The organism is Methylobacterium sp. Leaf361 (genome assembly GCF_001424445.1).
Taxonomy (GTDB): domain Bacteria; phylum Pseudomonadota; class Alphaproteobacteria; order Rhizobiales; family Beijerinckiaceae; genus Methylobacterium.
The window spans coordinates 498,838-514,986 of sequence record NZ_LMPY01000001.1; the positions used below are offsets into that span (position 1 = coordinate 498,838).

General features: G+C 71.7%; 13 protein-coding genes and 1 tRNA gene. 7 read left to right on the forward strand and 7 right to left on the reverse strand.

Annotation, left to right across the window (positions count from 1 at the left end; translation table 11 throughout):
• Positions 1-3: 3 nt before the first annotated feature.
• Complete coding sequence (locus ASG32_RS02360) at positions 4-1,047, reverse strand: hypothetical protein (protein ID WP_056522068.1); 1,044 nt, start codon at positions 1,045-1,047, stop codon at positions 4-6.
• 211 nt (positions 1,048-1,258) lie between these two features.
• On the opposite strand from ASG32_RS02360, the gene ASG32_RS02365 reads away from it, so the two are divergent.
• Together ASG32_RS02365 and ASG32_RS02370 are read left to right on the forward strand one after the other, a co-directional pair.
• Complete coding sequence (locus tag ASG32_RS02365; RefSeq protein ID WP_056522071.1) at positions 1,259-2,011, forward strand: methyltransferase domain-containing protein; 753 nt, start codon at positions 1,259-1,261, stop codon at positions 2,009-2,011.
• A gap of 148 nt (positions 2,012-2,159) precedes the next feature.
• Positions 2,160-2,870 carry a restriction endonuclease gene (locus tag ASG32_RS02370; protein ID WP_056522074.1) on the forward strand — a complete coding sequence of 237 codons (711 nt, stop codon included), beginning with the start codon at positions 2,160-2,162 and terminating at the stop codon, positions 2,868-2,870.
• A gap of 783 nt (positions 2,871-3,653) precedes the next feature.
• Here ASG32_RS02370 and ASG32_RS02380 read toward each other — a convergent pair.
• Both ASG32_RS02380 and ASG32_RS02385 read right to left on the reverse strand, forming a co-directional pair.
• Positions 3,654-3,730, reverse strand: a tRNA-Pro gene (locus ASG32_RS02380).
• 85 nt (positions 3,731-3,815) lie between these two features.
• Positions 3,816-4,532 carry a 4'-phosphopantetheinyl transferase superfamily protein gene (locus ASG32_RS02385; protein ID WP_056522077.1) on the reverse strand — a complete coding sequence of 239 codons (717 nt, stop codon included), beginning with the start codon at positions 4,530-4,532 and terminating at the stop codon, positions 3,816-3,818.
• A 130-nt stretch (positions 4,533-4,662) separates the two neighbouring features.
• On the opposite strand from ASG32_RS02385, the gene ASG32_RS02390 reads away from it, so the two are divergent.
• The 3 genes from ASG32_RS02390 (at position 4,663) to ASG32_RS02400 (ending at position 9,394) form a co-directional block, all read left to right on the forward strand.
• A complete protein-coding gene (locus tag ASG32_RS02390) occupies positions 4,663-5,955 on the forward strand; it encodes an MFS transporter (protein ID WP_056522080.1) in 1,293 nt (430 codons plus the stop codon).
• Between the two features lie 64 nt (positions 5,956-6,019).
• Positions 6,020-8,452 (forward strand): NAD-dependent DNA ligase LigA, encoded by a 2,433-nt coding sequence (gene ligA / locus ASG32_RS02395; RefSeq protein ID WP_056522084.1) that lies wholly within the window; start codon positions 6,020-6,022, stop codon positions 8,450-8,452.
• A gap of 72 nt (positions 8,453-8,524) precedes the next feature.
• On the forward strand, positions 8,525-9,394 hold the full coding sequence (locus ASG32_RS02400; protein WP_056522087.1) for a 3'-5' exonuclease: 870 nt from the start codon (positions 8,525-8,527) through the stop codon (positions 9,392-9,394).
• A gap of 6 nt (positions 9,395-9,400) precedes the next feature.
• Here the strand turns inward: ASG32_RS02400 and ASG32_RS02405 are convergent, their stop codons facing one another.
• Positions 9,401-10,459, reverse strand: a complete 1,059-nt coding sequence (locus ASG32_RS02405; protein ID WP_056522089.1) for a GntG family PLP-dependent aldolase — start codon at positions 10,457-10,459, stop codon at positions 9,401-9,403.
• A gap of 15 nt (positions 10,460-10,474) precedes the next feature.
• The gene (locus tag ASG32_RS02410; RefSeq protein WP_056522091.1) at positions 10,475-11,359 is read right to left on the reverse strand and encodes an amino acid ABC transporter substrate-binding protein; all 885 of its coding nucleotides are present in this window, start codon (positions 11,357-11,359) and stop codon (positions 10,475-10,477) included.
• 185 nt (positions 11,360-11,544) lie between these two features.
• Here ASG32_RS02410 and ASG32_RS02415 point away from each other — a divergent pair, with 185 nt between their 5' ends.
• The gene (locus tag ASG32_RS02415) at positions 11,545-12,507 is read left to right on the forward strand and encodes a LysR substrate-binding domain-containing protein (protein WP_244491769.1); all 963 of its coding nucleotides are present in this window, start codon (positions 11,545-11,547) and stop codon (positions 12,505-12,507) included.
• On the opposite strand, the gene ASG32_RS02420 is transcribed toward ASG32_RS02415, so the two are convergent.
• Entirely contained in the window at positions 12,477-14,678 is a 2,202-nt protein-coding gene (locus ASG32_RS02420) for a 3-hydroxyacyl-CoA dehydrogenase NAD-binding domain-containing protein (protein ID WP_056522100.1), read from the reverse strand. The genes ASG32_RS02415 and ASG32_RS02420 overlap by 31 nt on opposite strands.
• 113 nt (positions 14,679-14,791) lie before the next feature.
• Here ASG32_RS02420 and ASG32_RS02425 point away from each other — a divergent pair, with 113 nt between their 5' ends.
• On the forward strand, positions 14,792-15,571 hold the full coding sequence (locus tag ASG32_RS02425) for an EAL domain-containing protein (RefSeq protein WP_056522102.1): 780 nt from the start codon (positions 14,792-14,794) through the stop codon (positions 15,569-15,571).
• 30 nt (positions 15,572-15,601) lie between these two features.
• Here ASG32_RS02425 and ASG32_RS02430 read toward each other — a convergent pair whose 3' ends face one another.
• Positions 15,602-16,117: a hypothetical protein gene (locus tag ASG32_RS02430; RefSeq protein ID WP_056522105.1), complete on the reverse strand. Its 516-nt coding sequence runs from the start codon at positions 16,115-16,117 to the stop codon at positions 15,602-15,604.
• Positions 16,118-16,149: the final 32 nt, after the last annotated feature.

Below are 16,149 nucleotides of genomic sequence, written 5' to 3' on the forward strand. Positions count from 1 at the left end.
GCGTCACGGGTGCGCGAGCACCCGGTAGATTCCATCCGGATCGTCGCGGCCGGTGGCGACGGCGCGCGCGAGATCCGAGACGACGCGCGCCGCCACGGGCAGGCGGTAATGCAGCGCATCCCAATAATTCGCGTCCCGGGTCGTCAGCGGCGAGATCCGGCGAAAATCCACCACGACCGCGCCCCGACTCTTCCCGATCGCCGCGGCGCGCGCCTTGCAGGCTTCCTCGCGAAAGCCCGCCGCCGATCCCGGTGAACCCTGCGCCCCCGCGTGCACCGGCATGAAGGCCACGATCTTCAGGGCCTCGGCGGGCACGCGACCGAGGAGATCGTCCAGGCGGTCGAGGGCCGGCATCGGCAGCTCGGGGGCGTCCGCCACCGCCGACTCCACGCGGCCTGCGCGGATATGGGCTTGGGCGCGTGCGAGGTCGTAGCGCGCCTCGGGCGGCGTGAAGACCGCGTAGCCGTCTCCGCGGATCCGCGCCCGCGTCAGCCCGAGATCGGCGAGTCCGGCCCGGACGGCCGTCGTGACCGAGCGCAGGCTGACCTGACGCAGGACATCGCCGGGCACGCGGTCCGCGTAGAGCCAGTCAGGGAAGGCATGGGCGGTCCGGGCCGGCGGATCGGCGGCGCACCACGGGGCATCGAGGCCGAACAGGACCGCGCGGATCGGCCGGCGGGCCAGGAACAGCGCGGCGAGCCGACCCTGTTCGTCGGGCGTCGCGGCATTCACCGCCAGATTGGCGAACCGGACACCGAAGGCCGCGTCGAGAGCCTGCGGGTCGAGCAGTCGCGCCGTCGAGGTGCCGAAGACCGCCGCGTCGAACGGCCCCCCGCGGGCGATCTGCGGATAGGAGAGCCGCTGATTGGCATCCATGATCGGTCCCGGCGGATGCCCGGGCGCGGCCCGCAGTCCGTAGGGATCGACCGCGGCCACGAAGCCGATCAGCGCCATGCCCATGAGGGTGACGCAGACGAGGAAGCTGCGCGCGAAGCCGCCCCATCCAGCGGGTCGCCGGCCGGCTCGGCGGTGAGAGGACGGATCCATCGGGCGGCTACATACGCCGTTCGACGGGCCACGTCGCGGGCATCGCGTGCCCGGCCGCACCGTGGAGGCGGCGGTCGCGCCGACCTGACCCATCCCGCCGGTCGACCGTTCGATACGGGCGAAACGACAAAGCGCGTGAACCGATCGGCCGCCGCCCGTATAGACGGACGAAGGCGTTGCCCGGCACGAGTGGGCGGCGTGGGGAGTCGGCATGACGTTCACGGCACACAACATCCGCCTCGCGGACGGGTCCGAGACCTTGCCCGAGGCGGGCTGGCTGATCGCCGACAGCCCCTGGACCCAGGCGGCCCTGCGCTCGCTCCGGCTGTTCTACGGGCACAGGCTGGCCGGCCGGTCGATCGTCGATCTGGGCTGCCTCGAGGGCGGCTACACGCTCGAATTCGCCCGCGCCGGGATGCGCGCCACCGGTGTCGAGGTGCGCCGCTCCAACTTCGAGAACTGTCTGCGGGTCAAGGATGGGACGGGCGTCCCCGACCTCGCCTTCGTCAACGACGACGTGTGGAACCTGGCGGCCCACGGCCCCTTCGATGCCGCCTTCTGCTGCGGACTGCTTTACCACCTCGACAGGCCGGCCGCCTTCATCCGCCTCATGGCCGAATGCGTCCGCGACGTGGTCATCCTGCACACGCATTTCGCGACCGAAACCAACGAGGCCCTGTTCCAGCTCTCGCCGCCCGCCGAGAACGAAGGTCTGCCGGGTCGCTGGATGCACGAGCACGATCTCGACGACACGAGCCAGCTCGAGGCGCACAAATGGACCTCGTGGAGCAACAAGCGCTCCTTCTGGCCCACCAAGCCGGCCCTGATCCAGCTTCTCAAGGAGTGCGGCTTCGACATGGTCTACGAGCAGTACGACATGCTGGGGCACGACATCCGCGGCTCGATGGAGAGCGGCTACTACCACCAGCAGGGCCGGAGCATGTTCGTGGCTATGCGGACCTGAGCGGCTGCGGGGCGGACATAAATTTAGAATTCACCATCTCCAAAGACTTGCACTGATCGGTTCAGTACGCATGTGATCGGCAATGTCCGCTTAATTCCTGCGGCGGATAAATGGCGACATCGGCCTTATTTCGCAAAGTCCCGCCGCCATGTTCGCGACGAGCCTCGCCCTGTGGGTGATAGCCATCCTGCTTCTGCTCTCTTGGTTGCATCTGCAGGAGCGGGTCACCGAGCGGTGTCGCCGCGCGATCCGACCGCAGATCGAGCGCCTGATCATCGAGAACCGGTGGATGGAGCACCACGCGCGCGGAGCGGCCGCGTTCGAGGCGCTCTGGGACCGGGAACTCGTCAGGCTGCACCGCGCCCATATCTCGCGCCCGCTCCGCGCCGTCGTCCGGTTCCGCGGCTTCAGGCGTCTGGTCAGCGCGGAATTCGCGTCGATCCTGCCGGCCGAGGTCGCGTCCTGGACCTTCGTCGACCGCGTGAGCGCCTCGCAGGCGCATTACGAGGCGCTGATGCTGCGGTGCCTGAAGGCGGCCGGCTGGCGCCTGGATTACCAGGATCAGGACCACTTCGTGCTCCTCCGGGCCCGAACGCGCGTCGTCGTTTGCCTGCATTGGGCGGACCGCGACGTCGCGTGTCTCCCGATCTCGGACGTCGCGGCGGCGGCGGAGCGCGCCGGGTCGACCACGGCGTGCGTGATGACGAATGGTCGGTTCAGCGGCGCGGCGCGCGCCATGGCGGAGGAGCAGAACGTCCTGGCGCTGCACTGCTCGCAGATCGACCTGCTGCTGCCCCGGGACAAGTCGACGGTCGCGCCCCGCATAGCCCGCGGAACCGGTTTCCGGCTCGCCGCCTGACCGCGCTCGGACCCCGCGTCGTGCGATGAGGGCCCATGAGAACGACGACATCCCGCACGGCCGCGCGCCGGGTCCATTCCTCGACGCGCCTCCCTCTGTCCCGCCGATGAACTGACCGGCGCGCACGCTTTCGTCAGGGAGAGGCGCGTGCTCCTCTACGCATCGAGCGACCCGGGGCTCGCCCGCCGGTCCGCCGTTGCGGGCATCGTCTTCCGCGATCGGACTAACGCTCGCTTCACCATCCCGGCCGGACGCTGAGGCCGAATCGTGGTCCGAGCCGTTGAGGCGCATGGATCAGTCCGCAGCCCTCAGAACGGACCACCCCGCGACCGAACAGGACGCTCTCGCCGAGTTGCCGGCGGGCGATTTCGTCAGGCGATGGCGGCAGATCACCGGCGAGCCGCCGGCCATTCTCCTGAGCTCACGGTCCGAGATGATCGCGCTGCTCGTGGAGAGCGTGCCCATGGCGCCCCTGATCCCGCAGGGCGAGAGCCCCGGCACGGCGGGGTCCGGGGAGACTCCGTCCCAGGATCGCGGCTCGGACGGGCCAGACGGGGCGGCCTCAGGATCCTCCGCGCGCAGTGATCAGCGGGGTGCAAGACAGGGACCGGCCTGATGCGGAGCCGGGATGGCGCGACGGCTTCGGTCCGGTCGAGGTGGCCGCATTCGCGACAGTCTGGGAATACGCGGACGCTGACCAGCGAAGCCACGCGTCATCCGTCAACGAGGTCCCTTGCGAAGGGTGACCGTCCGTTCTCGCTGAACTTGAGATCGCGGGAATTTTGGTCGGAGTGGCAGGATTTGAACCTGCGACCCCCACGTCCCGAACGTGGTGCGCTACCAGACTGCGCTACACTCCGAAGGCCGTCCCGCGTGTCCGCCAGGGCCGGCGAGCGGGTGTATAGCCGCGCCTTTCCCGCACCGCAAGCGCGCTGTTGCGCCTTTTCAGCCCAGATGATCGGGCCAGTCGTCCGGGAGACGGTGGCAGGTGATCTCCGCCTCCGCGGATCGGGACGCCACCGTGGCGACGTGATCGCGCCCGCAATCGACCTCGGCGAAGCTCCAAGGACCGTCCAGGTTCCAGGACGCGTCGCCGTCGGCCCGGAGTAGGCGTGGCGCTTCGGGCGGAACGCTGACGCTGAACCGGTCGAGGGGCAGAGACAGGCCGCTGCCCAAAGCCTTCACCACCGCCTCCTTGCGGGTCCACAGTCCGAAGAAGCGCCGTTCGACCGCGCTTCGCGGGGCCCCGGCCAGGGCCGTCACCTCGTCGGCGGCGAAATGGGCCGCCGCGATCCGGAGCGCGTCCGCGATCGGCCGCACAGCCTCGACATCGACGCCGATCGCCGCGCCGCGGGTGAGCCCGATCAGCGCGCGCCCCCCGGAATGGGAGAGGTTGAAGTCGGCGGCGCCCCGCGCCGGGCCCGCGAGCTCCGGCTTGCCGCCGGCTCCGGCGGCGAACTCGACGTCGGCCGGCGCGAGACCGAGCGCGTCGCCGAGGACCAGCCGCAGCGCGGCGTGGCTGGCGCGGAACCGGGCCCGATCCGCCGGGCGCAGGAAACGGTCAGCCCGCGCGCGCTCCGCGGCGTCGAGGACGGCATCGCACCGGTCGACCTGGCTCGGAGACAGAGCGAGCTCGACGATCCAGACCTGCACCGCGCTCACGCGACACCTCGCGAGGCGGGAGCTGGAGCGCTAGCGTCGGGAGAGCGAAACGGCACGGGCGACGATCCGATGGGGCAGGAATGAGCAGCATCGGATCGCGGCCCGTCTCCTGCAAGAAGCGCCGCGCGCGGTGACGCGGTCCAGCGCGGATCTCCGCGTCGGCCTCCTGGGCAGACCGAGCCTCGGCCGCCGGTCCGTCCGCTACGGGGTGTTCTTCGCCACCTACCTCTACCAGGGCCTCATCGCGGGTTTCTCGCTGACGGCGCTCGCCAACCACCTCGCGGCCAGGGGCGTCCCGGCGACCGAGGTCGGGCTGCACTTCGCCCTGGCCGGGCTGCCCTGGACGCTGCAGCCGCTGCTGTGGGGGCCCTGGGTGGACCGGGCCGGGGACACGCGGATCGGACGGCGCCGGCCCTTCGCGGTCGCCGCGCTGGTCGGATGCCACGCGACGCTGGCGCTGCTCCTCGTCGCCGGGGGCGACGCCGTCGGCGCGCTCGGTCCGGTCTTCCTCGTCCACAGCCTGTTCGCCTCGCTCCTCGATACCGCCTGCGACCGGATGATCATGGACCACGTCCCCACCCGGGAACTCGGCCGGGTCAGCGCCTGCACCCGCGCGGGCTTCGTGGCCGGAACGAGCCTCAGCGCCGCTGTCTTCGGATGGACGCTCGCGAGCTGGGGTTTCGCCGCGAGCGCCCGCTGGCTGCTCGTCGCCGCGATCGTCGCGAGCCTGCCGATGCTGCTGGTCCGCGAGGCGCCGGCCGATCCGCTCTGGTCGCTCGAGCGCCGGGGACCGGCGCCGCGGCGCCTCCCGTTCCGCCGCTTCCTGCGCCGCACCGTGATCGCCCTGCGCCGCCCGCGCGCCCTGCGGCTGCTCGCCCTGTGCTTCGGCCTCGACGCGGCCCTCGGCCTGTTCGAGCTGCCCTTCTCGATCGACCTCCTCCAGCGTCAGGGCTGGGAGGCCGCGAGCCTGTCGCGCCTCCAGGCGGTCCTGACCCTGGCGAGCGGCACGGCCGGCGCCGTCGCGGTGGGACTCTGGTCGGACCGCGCGGGCGCGGCGTCGCCGCTGCGCGCCCTGCTCCTCGGCAGTGCCGTCACCTTCGTGCTGGCCGGGATCCTGATCGGCGCCGGCCTCGTCGGGGCCGCGGCGCCGGCCATCCTGGCGCTCACCAGCGTGCTGCCCGGCCTGCTGATCGTCGCCCTGATGCCGGCCCTGCTCGCCGCGAGCCGGGGCCGCCCGGGCGCGGCCACGCAGTTCGAGGTCTACATGGCGGCCATGAATCTCGGCTCGGTCGCCGGGACGGCGGTCGCGGGCTGGCTGGCCCCGGTCCTGCCCCTCCAGGCGGTCGCCGCCCTCGTCGCCGCGACGTTCTTCGCGGCCTTCCGGATGGCGGGGCGCGGCGATCTGCTCGGCCCCCGCCCGTGATGGAATCGGGGACTTCGCGCCGCGGCTGACTCCAAGCCGGCCGCCGATGCGTTAGAACCCCGGCATGGCCGCCACGAAATCCGAACCGCTCGATCTCGACCTCACCGCCGAGGAAGCGCGCGCCGAGTACGCGCGGCTGTCGGACGCGATCCTGGAGGCCGACCGCCTCTACTACCAGGAGGACGCGCCCGAGATATCGGACGCCGAGTACGACCGGCTGCGCCGCCGCCTGGAAGACATCGAGGCCCGCTTCCCGGACCTCGCCGGCACGGGCGCCGCCAGCACGTCGGTCGGCGCCAAGCCCTCGGAGAAGTTCGCCAAGGTGCGGCACGCCGTGCCGATGCTCTCGCTGGGCAACGCCTTCGACGACGCGGAGGTGGCCGAGTTCGTCGCGCGCGTGCGCCGCTTCCTCGGCTGGCCGGACGACGCCCCCCTCGCCTTCACGGCCGAGCCGAAGATCGACGGCCTGTCCCTGTCCCTGCGCTACGTGAACGGCCGGCTCGACACCGCCGCCACCCGCGGCGACGGCGAGGTGGGCGAGAACGTCACGGCCAACGCCCGCACGGTGCAGGACATCCCGGCGGTGCTCGCGGGGTCCGGCTGGCCGGAGATCTGCGAGGTGCGCGGGGAGGTCTACCTGTCCCACGCCGACTTCGCCGCCATCAACGCCCGGCAGGAGGCGGCCGGCAAGCCGCTCTTCGCCAACCCGCGCAACGCCGCCGCCGGCAGCCTGCGCCAGCTCGATCCCGCGATCACCGCGTCCCGGCCGCTGCGATTCTTCGCCTATGCCTGGGGCGAGCTGTCGGCGCCGATCGCCGACACGCAGACCGGCGTGCTGGAGCACTTCGCGGCCTGGGGCCTGCCGGTGAACCCGCGGACCCAGACCTTCACCGACACGGAGGCGATGCTCGCCCATTACCGCGGCATCGAGGCCGACCGGGCCGGGCTCGGCTACGACATCGACGGCGTCGTCTACAAGGTCGACGACCTCGCGCTCCAGAAGCGGCTGGGCTTCGTCTCGCGCTCGCCCCGCTGGGCGCTCGCCCACAAATTCGCCGCCCAGGAAGCCACCACGGTCGTCGAGGACATCGTCATCAATGTCGGCCGCACAGGCTCGCTGAACCCGCTCGCCAAGCTCCGTCCCGTGACGGTCGGCGGCGTCGTCGTGTCGAACGCCACCCTGCACAACGAGGGCTACGTGAAGGGCGTCGGCGCCGACGGCGAGCCGATCCGCGACGGCCGCGACATCCGCGTCGGCGACACGGTCACGGTGGTCCGGGCCGGCGACGTCATCCCGAAGGTCATGGATGTCGACCTCACGAAGCGCCCGGCCGACTCGCGGCCCTACGCCTTCCCGGAGACCTGCCCGGCCTGCGGCAGCCGCGCCGTCCGCGCCGTCAACCCCCGCACCGGCCGGCCCGACGCGGTGCGCCGCTGCACCGGCGGGCTGATCTGCCCGGCGCAGGGCGTCGAGCGGATGAAGCACTTCGTGTCGCGCAACGGTTTCGACATCGAGGGCTTCGGCGAGACCTATATCGAGGTCCTGTTCGAGGCCGGGCTCGTGCGCCAGCCCGCCGACCTGTTCCGCCTCGACTTCGCGGAACTGAAGGCCGCCATCGTGGCGCGGCGCGAGGCGCTCTCGGCCGAGCGGCGCGCGGACTCTGGGACGGGCGAGCCGCCCAAGAAGGCCGCCAAGAAGAAGGGCGACGAGGACGACAAGGCGATCCGGAACCTGCTCGCCGCCGTCGAGGCGCGGCGCGCCGTGCCGATGAACCGCCTGCTCTTCGCCCTCGGCATCCCGCAGATCGGCGAGGCGACCGCCAAGGCGCTGGCGAAGCGCTTCGCCGACATGCCGACGCTGATCGCGGCGATCCGCGAGGCCGCGGCGGCGCAGCCCGGTCCCGACTGGGTCGAGCTCACCGCGGTGCCGCGGGTCGGGGGCACGACCCGGGACCGGCTCCTCGATCTCGGCTTCCCGGAGGACGACGCGGCGCCGGCCAAGGAGCGGGCGCGCCTGAGCGCCGTCCAGCGCGAGAACCTCCTCGCCCATTACGGCGACGTCGACGCAGTGCGCGCGGCGATCGCGCGGGCTGCGGCGCAGCGTCCCGGCGACGCCTACCGGGTCTTCGCCGACGACGGCGAGATCGGCCCGGTGGCGACCGACGCGCTGCTCCTGTTCTTCGCCGAGCCGCACAATGCCGACGCCGTCGCGGCCCTGCTCGACGCGGTGGCGGTGCAGCCGATGGAGCGGGCCGCCGCGGCCTCCACCTTCGCGGGAAAGACCGTGGTCTTCACCGGCACCCTGGAGAAGATGACCCGCAACGAGGCCAAGGCGGTAGCCGAGCGCCTGGGGGCGAAGGTCTCGGGCTCGGTCTCGGCCAAGACCGACCTGGTCGTGGCCGGCCCCGGTGCGGGCTCGAAACTGAAGGACGCGGAGAAGCACGGCGTCCGGGTCGTCTCGGAGGACGACTGGCTGGCGATGGTGGCGCAGGGTTGAAGCCCGAGTCCGGGCGGCCTAGACCTCTCGGGGAACACCCCGAGAACTTCCACCCGGCATGGTTGAGCCTCGATGACGGTCCTGGCCCTCGACTTCGAGACGGCCAACGAGCGGCGTGACAGCGCCTGCGCGGTGGGTCTGGCCTGGATCGCCGACGGCCGCGTCGTGCGCCGCGAGAGCCACCTGATCCGGCCGCCCGAGATGCGGTTCGCACCGGGCAACATCCGCGTCCACGGGATCCTGCCGGCCGACGTCGCCGACAAGCCCGACTTCGCCGCCGTCATGGCGCCCTATCTCGGCGATCTCGGGCGGGGGCTGATCCTGGCGCACAACGCGAGCTTCGATATCGGCGTCCTGCGCGCCGGGCTGACACGGGCCGGCCTGCCGGTCCCCGATCTCGCCTATCTCTGCACGGTCCAGGTGGCACGCCGGGTCTTCCCGGCGCCGGAGGGCTGCGGGCTCGGCAAGGTCGCGCGGCGCCTCGGCATCCGCTTCGAGCACCACGACGCCGGCGAGGACGCCTTCGCCTGCGCGGAGATCGCGCTCGCCGCGATGCGCGAGCGGGCGGTCGCGGACGTGCACGCCCTCGCGGCCGCGCTCGGCCTCCCGGTCGCGCGGGCGGTCGGCGGTCCCGCCGTGCCGCGCCGCGTGCCGGGTGCGATCAGCGCCCGGGCCGTGGCAAGCTTCCCCGACGCGCCGGCGGCCCTGCGGTTCGCCATGCGCGGCTCGACCGGCAACCGCTACCACGTCAGCCTGGAGGAACGGCCGGGGGGCCCGGAGCTGCGCTGCACCTGCACGGCCGGCCGCTACGGCATGCGCTGCCGCCACGTGAAGGCGCTGGAGGTCGGCGACATCACCGATCTGCTCTCGGACAATGCCGGCGACGTCGTGCTCCTCGCCCGCATGCTCAACGCGAAGACCCGGGTCGCGGGCGCGGCCTGACCGGGCTCAGGTCGCGTTGAGGCAGGCGCGGAAGGCCGCGACGGCGCGATCGATGTCGGTCGCCGCGATGTGCCGGTGCGTGACGAGCCGCAGCCGCCGCGCGCCGAGCGGGCGCGTGCGAATACCGGCCGCGTCGAGATCGGCGACCCAGCGCGCGCTGTCCCGCCCGGTCCGAGTGAGGTCGACCTGCACGATGTTGGTCTGCGGCAGGCTCGCCGCGAGGCGCGGCAGGGCGTTCAGCCCGGCGCTCAGCTGCCGGGCCCGGTCGTGGTCCTCGGCGAGGCGCGCGCCCATGACGGTGATCGCCTCCAGGCCGGCGGCGGCCACGATCCCGACCTGCCGCTGCGTTCCGCCGATCATCTTCCGCAAGCGACGCGCCGCCGCGATCACCGGCCCGTCGCCGGCGAGCACGGCGCCGACCGGAGCGCTGAGGCCCTTCGACAGGCACAGCGACACGGTGTCGACATGGGCCGCGAGGTCCGCCGGCGCGACCCCGAGATGGGTGGCGGCATTGAACAGGCGGGCCCCGTCGAGATGGACCTTTATGTCGCGCGCGCGGGCGATCTCCGCCACCGCGGCCATATGGTCCGGCGGCAGCACGGTGCCGCCGGCGGCGTTGTGCGAGGTCTCCAGCGCAATCATGGCCGTCGACAGCGGGCTCGCGCCCGGCCAGAGGGCGTCCTCGAGCCGGTCGAGATCCATGGCACCGTCGGTCCCGGCGATCCCGTCCAGGAACACCCCGGTCAGGGTGGCGGCCCCGCGCTCGGTGTGGAGCATGTGGGCCTGGGCCTCGAGCAGGACCTGCTCGCTGCGCTGAACCTGGGCCAGGATCGCCAGCAGGTTGCCCATCGTGCAGCTCGGCACGAACAGGGCCGCCGCCTTGCCGAGCATCGCGGCGGCGGTCTCCTCGAGCGCGCGGGCGGTCGGGTCGGCATCGAGCCCGTCGTCGCCCAGCGGCGCCGACCGCATCCGGGCGTACATCGCCTCGGTCGGCCGGGTGACGGTGTCGCTCCGCAGGTCGACCGCGGACGGCGCGTCCGTGGCTTCGCCGTGATCGTCTCGCATGTCGGTCTCGCCGCCCTACCGGTAGGCCGCCTCGTCGCCGGAATCGGTCGGGTTGGCGAGCGCCCGCTTGAGCACGTCGCTCATCGGCAACTCCAAGTTGATACCCTTCGGCGGAATCGGCTGCTCGAAATACTTGCCGTAGAGCCGCGCCACGGTCCCGTCCTGGATCAGCTCGACCACCGCCTTGTCGACCGCAGCCTTGAAGGCCGCGTCGTCCTTCGGCTCCAGGATCCCGTAGGGGGCGAATTCCAGGCCCTTGGTGCCGATCTTGTAATCCGCCGGCCGCTTGGCCCCCGCAACCGTGGCGTGGGCCAGGGCGTCGTCGTTGATGGCACCCGCCGCGCGGCCGGTCTCCACGAGCAGGAACACCTCGGCGGTGTCCTTGGCCGGCATCACCTGGATGTCGAGCTTGTCGCGGACGTTGATCCGGGTGGCGACGCGCTGGGTCTCGCCGCCGGCCTGCGCCGAGATGGCCTTGCCGCGGAACGACGCGATGTCGTCGACATCCACCGGCGTGTCCTTCTTGGCCACCAGCACCACCTGCGCCACGAAGGTTGTCGGCGCGAACGAGACCAGCTTGTGCCGCTCGGGCAGGTTGCTGGCGGTGCCGCATTCCAGGTCGATCGTGCCGTTGTTGATCAGCGGGATCCGGGTCGCCGACATCACCGGCACGTGGCGCACCTCGAGCTTGGGCAGGCCGAGCGCGGCCTTGAGCTTCTGCGCGACGTGCTCGCATATCTCCAGCGAATAGCCCACCGGCTTGGCGTTCTGGTCGAGGAAGCCGAAGGGCGGCGACGCGTCCGGGAAGCCGAGGCTGATCTGTCCGGTCGCGCGGATCTTGTCGAGGCGCCCTTCGGCGACCGACGGCGCGGCGAGGCCGGCCCAGCACAGAGTGGCCAACAGAAGCGGCAGCGTCCTCGACACGATCCGAACCCCCTCGCTATGTCTGAACCGGCGCAGCGCCCGGCCGCCCCGACGGGGAGTCGGCCCGAAGCTTTGCCGACCGATCCTAGGAGCGGCCGCGCGCGGGCGTCCAATGCCGATTCACCTGCCGAGCATACGGATCTGATATGGCCGAGCGACGCATGACCTTCCGGCACATCGAGGCCTTCCGGGCCGTGGTGGCCACCGGGTCCATGACCGAGGCGAGCCGCCGGCTCCATACCTCGCAGCCGCAGGTCAGCCGGCTGATCGCGCAGCTGGAGTTGATCACCGGCCTGCCCCTGTTCGACCGCAGCGGGAGCCGGGTCGTCCCCTCCCTCGACGGGACGCGGTTCCACGCGGAGGTCGAGCGCGCCTTCGTGGGCCTCACGAGCCTGGAATCGGCGGCCGCGCGGATCCGCGCCTTCGGGGCGGAGCGGCTGCGGGTGGCGGCGATGCCGCGACTGGCGGGCGGGCTCCTCGCGCGCGCGGTCGTCCGCTTCCGGGCCGCGCATCCGGACGTGATCGTGGCGATCCATTCCGGCGACGACGAGACCGTGAACCACTGGCTCGCCACCGGCTCCTGCGACGCCGCGCTGACGATGCTGTACGGCGACGCCCCGGAGGCGCGCGCCGAGCATGTCGAGACGCGCGCCTGCGTCGCCGTCCTGCCGCGGGACCACGCCCTCGCCGCGCGGGAATCGCTCGCGCCCGCGGATTTTCAGGGCGTGCCCTTCGTCGCCGCGTCGCTCGGGAGCGCCCTGCGCGACCGGACCGAGGCCGTCTTCGAGGCCGCCGGCATCGGCCTGACCATCACCGCCGAGGCCGGCCTCGGCGCCTCGATCTGCACCCTCGTCTCGGCCGGGCTCGGGATCAGCGTCATGAACCCGCTGGCCGCCCACGAGGAGGCGAAGGTCTCGCCGATCGCGATCCGTCCCTTCGCCCCCGCGCTCCCGGTGCACTTCGCGCTGCTGTTCCCCCCGGACCACGCCCGGGGGCGGCTGATGCGGGCCTTCGGCGCCTGCGCGCGGACGGTCCTGCTGGAGGAGCTCGCTCAGCTGCCGGACGCCGCGGGCGGGCGTCCGGCCGACGTCGCTCAGGCGGCGCGCTTCTCGGCGCCGGCGTAGAAGGTGCCCCCGTTCTCGGCCATCGCGGCCAGGTTGTCGGGCACGTGGAACCGGGGCCCGTGCTTGGCCTCGAGCGTCCGCGCGAGGTCGACGAAGGCCGCCGCGCCCATGAAGTCGATGTACGACAGGGTCCCGCCGGTGAACGGCGCGAAGCCGAAACCGAGGATCGAGCCGACATCGGCCTCGCGCGGGTCGGTGACCACGCCCTCGCCGACCGTGCGGGCGGCCTCCAGCGCCTGGACCACGAGGAGCCGCTGCTTCAGCTCGGTGAAATCGACGGCGTCGGGGTCGAGGCGGTTCGGCTGCAGGTCCTTCAGGCCGGGCCAGAGGCGCTTCGGCGCGCCCTCGGGATAGTCGTAGAAGCCCTTGCGGTTCTTGCGGCCGAGCCGGCCCTGGTTCTCGACCATCTCGGCGAGGATCGCCTTCTGCGCCGGGTCGACGGCGCCCTGCCCGACCTGCGCCTCGGTGGCCTTGGCGATCTTGAGCACGAGGTCGAGGGCGACCTCGTCGTTGAGCGACAGCGGCCCGACCGGCATGCCCGCCTGGCGGCCGGCGCTCTCGATCATCGCCGGCGGCACGCCCTCGAAGAGCATCTTGTGGCCTTCGAGGATGTAGGCGCCGACGCAGCGGTTGGCGAAGAAGCCGCGGGCGTCGTTGACGACGATCGGGGTCTTCTTGATCAGCCGCACGTAGTCGAGGGCGGTGGCGAGCGCCGCGTCCCCGGTCGCCTCGCCCTTGATGATCTCGACGAGCATCATCTTCTCCACGGGCGAGAAGAAGTGGATGCCGACGAACTGCGCGGGCCGCTGCGACGCCTTGGCCAGGCCGGTGATCGGCAGGGTCGAGGTGTTGGACGCGAAGATCGCGTCGGGGCGGATCACCGCCTCGACCTTCTGGATCACCTCGGCCTTCACCCGCGGATCCTCGAAGACGGCCTCGATCACGAGGTCACACTCCGCGAGGGCGCCGTAATCCGCCGTGGCCTGGATCCGGCCGAGCAGCGCCTCCCGGTCGGCGGTCTTGGCGCGGCCCTTGTTGATCTGGCCGGTGATGAGCGTGTGGGCGTAGGCCTTGCCCTTCTCGGCGGCCTCGACCGACTGGTCGACCAGCACCACCTCGATCCCGGCCTGGGCAGTGACGTAGGCGACGCCCGCGCCCATGAAGCCGGCGCCGATCACGCCGACCTTGCGCAGGTTGGTGGCCGGCACGTCCTTCGGGCGGCGCGCGCCCTTGTTCAGCTCGCCCATGGAGATGAACAGCGTGCGGATCATCGCCGCCGCCTCGGTCGAGCGCAGGATATGCGCGAAGTACCGGCTCTCGACCCGCAGGGCGAGGTCCATCGGCAGCTGCAGGCCCTCGTACACGGAGGCCAGGATCGCCTTGGCGGCCGGGTAATTGTCGTGCGTTTCGCGGCGGTAGATGGCGTTGGCCGGAGGCCAGATCATCATGCCGGCCGGCGAGTAGACCTTGCCGGACGGCGCTTTGAACTTCGGCACATCCCAGGGCGCCACAGCCGAGCCGCCCTCGCGGATCCAGGCCTTGGCGCGCTCCACGATCTCGGCCTGCGGCGCCACCGCGTGGATCAGCCCCATGCCCTTGGCCATGGGCGCGCGGATCTGCTCGCCCTTGAACAGCATCTGCAGGGCGTCGCCGGTCTGCATCAGGCGGGCGACCCGCTGCGTGCCGCCGCCGCCCGGGAACAGGCCGACCTTGATCTCCGGCAGGCCGACCCGGGTCTTCCCGTCGTCGGAGGCGACGCGGTGATGGCACGACAGCGCCAGCTCAAAGGCGCCGCCCAGGCACAGGCCCTGGATCGCCGCCGCGAAGGGCTTGCCGCAGGTCTCCAGCCGCCGGAACAGCAGCGACAGGCGTCGGGAGGCCTCGAAGAAGTGGCGCATCGCCACTTCCTCGCCCTGCTCGGCCTTCAGCTGCTCGTAGGCCCGGCCCAGGCCCTGGAGCATGGTGAGATCGGCGCCGCCGGAGAAATTGTCCTTGCCGGTGGCGATGACGCAGCCCTTGATCGCCGGGTCGGACGCGACCTGCTCGATGATCTGCTCGAGCTGGTCCATCACGCCTTCGGTGATCACGTTCATCGAGCGGCCGGGCATGTCCCAGATCGCCAGAGCGACGCCGTCGGGATCGGTCTCGAAGCGGAAATCGGTCAGCGTCACGGTGCCGTCCTCCCTGGGTTCCGCCGACGATCCGCCGGCGCATTTGCGTTAAGGTGGTGTTGAGCGCGTCCGGCCATTGTCTGCCGGCCGGGGTCACTCACCGAAAGCCGCACATGACGAAGGATTCCGGCTGCCGCGCCTGTCGCGCCGGCACCAAGCTCGACTTCGACTTCACGATGGCGTTCCAGCCGATCCTTGACCTCGCGGACGGCAGCGTCTGGGCCTACGAGGCGCTGGTGCGCGGCCCGAAGGGTGAGCCGGCCTTTACGATCCTCGACCGGGTGACCGACGAGACCCGCTACCAGTTCGACCAGGCCGCCCGCGTCAAGGCGATCGAGCTCGCCGGCACGCTGTTTCCCCGCGACAGCGCCACCCGGCTGTCCATCAACTTCATGCCCAACGCGGTCTACGAGCCGAACGCCTGCATCCGCGCCTCGCTCGAGGCGGCGCGGCGCATCGACTTCGCACACCGGCGGATCATGTTCGAGTTCACCGAGCAGGAGCGCTTCCGGGACATCGATCACGTCAAGGGCATCGTCGCCGCCTACCGGAAGCAGGGCTTCCTGACGGCGCTCGACGATTTCGGCGCCGGCTTCGCGGGCCTGAGCCTGCTCGCCAATTTCCGCCCCGACCTGATCAAGATCGACATGGACGTGCTGCGCGGCCTCGACAGCGATTCCGGACGCTACGCCATCGTCTCGGGCGTGGTCGCCATCGCCCGAGCCCTCGACGTGGCGGTGCTCGCCGAGGGCGTGGAGACCGCGGCGGAGCTCGACGCCCTGCGCAGCATCGGGATCACGCTCGTCCAGGGCTATCACTTCGCCAAGCCCCTCCTGGAGGGGCTGCCCCCGGTCGCGGGCTTCACCCCCATGGTGGCCGCGCGCGCGGCCTGACACCCGACCGACGCGCGCGGCGTTCATCGACTACTTCGGCGCCGGGGCCGGAGCTGCGGCCGGCGGAACCGTCGGCGCCGGCGGGGCGCCGGGCTTCGGTCCGTTGTCGGTCGCCGCGGCCACCGCCAGCATGTTGAGCAGCTTGGTGACGGAGTTCTGCGAGATCGCCGTGACCGACGAGTTCGGGTCGGCGTTCATCGTCTGGAACTTGAGGTAGGTCGGGTCCGAGTAGATCTCGTCGAGGTGCTTGAGCTCGGCGAGGCTGAACTTCTCGGCGTAGTCCTTCGAGAGCCCCTGGACCATGAGGGTCCGCTGCTTCTCGAACTCGTCCAGCAGCTCCTTGCGCACGGCCTCGGCGCGGGCCTCCGGCATCGGCGCCACGGTCTTCTCGAGGGCGACGTTGAACCCGGTCTGGAGGTTCTTGATCAGGGTCTTGTTGACGAGGTTGGTGGCCGCGGCGACGCGGTCCGCCGCGTCATCGGCGCGAGCGGCCACCGGCAGGCTCAGGGTGACGCCCAGACAGAGCGTCGCAATCAGGCGGTTCAAGGGCTTGTCTCCCGTTGTTTTATCGTCCGGAC

What these genes read in the sequence shown, in the direction of transcription:
- ASG32_RS02360 (WP_056522068.1), bottom strand. Translation starts at nt 1,047, where the DNA reads ATGGATCCGTCCTCTCACCGCCGAGCCGGCCGGCGACCCGCTGGATGG.
- ASG32_RS02365 (WP_056522071.1), top strand. Translation starts at nt 1,259, where the DNA reads ATGACGTTCACGGCACACAACATCCGCCTCGCGGACGGGTCCGAGACC.
- ASG32_RS02370 (WP_056522074.1), top strand. Translation starts at nt 2,160, where the DNA reads ATGTTCGCGACGAGCCTCGCCCTGTGGGTGATAGCCATCCTGCTTCTG.
- ligA (WP_056522084.1), top strand. Translation starts at nt 6,020, where the DNA reads ATGGCCGCCACGAAATCCGAACCGCTCGATCTCGACCTCACCGCCGAG.
- ASG32_RS02400 (WP_056522087.1), top strand. Translation starts at nt 8,525, where the DNA reads ATGACGGTCCTGGCCCTCGACTTCGAGACGGCCAACGAGCGGCGTGAC.
- ASG32_RS02405 (WP_056522089.1), bottom strand. Translation starts at nt 10,459, where the DNA reads ATGCGAGACGATCACGGCGAAGCCACGGACGCGCCGTCCGCGGTCGAC.
- ASG32_RS02415 (WP_244491769.1), top strand. Translation starts at nt 11,545, where the DNA reads ATGACCTTCCGGCACATCGAGGCCTTCCGGGCCGTGGTGGCCACCGGG.
- ASG32_RS02425 (WP_056522102.1), top strand. Translation starts at nt 14,792, where the DNA reads ATGACGAAGGATTCCGGCTGCCGCGCCTGTCGCGCCGGCACCAAGCTC.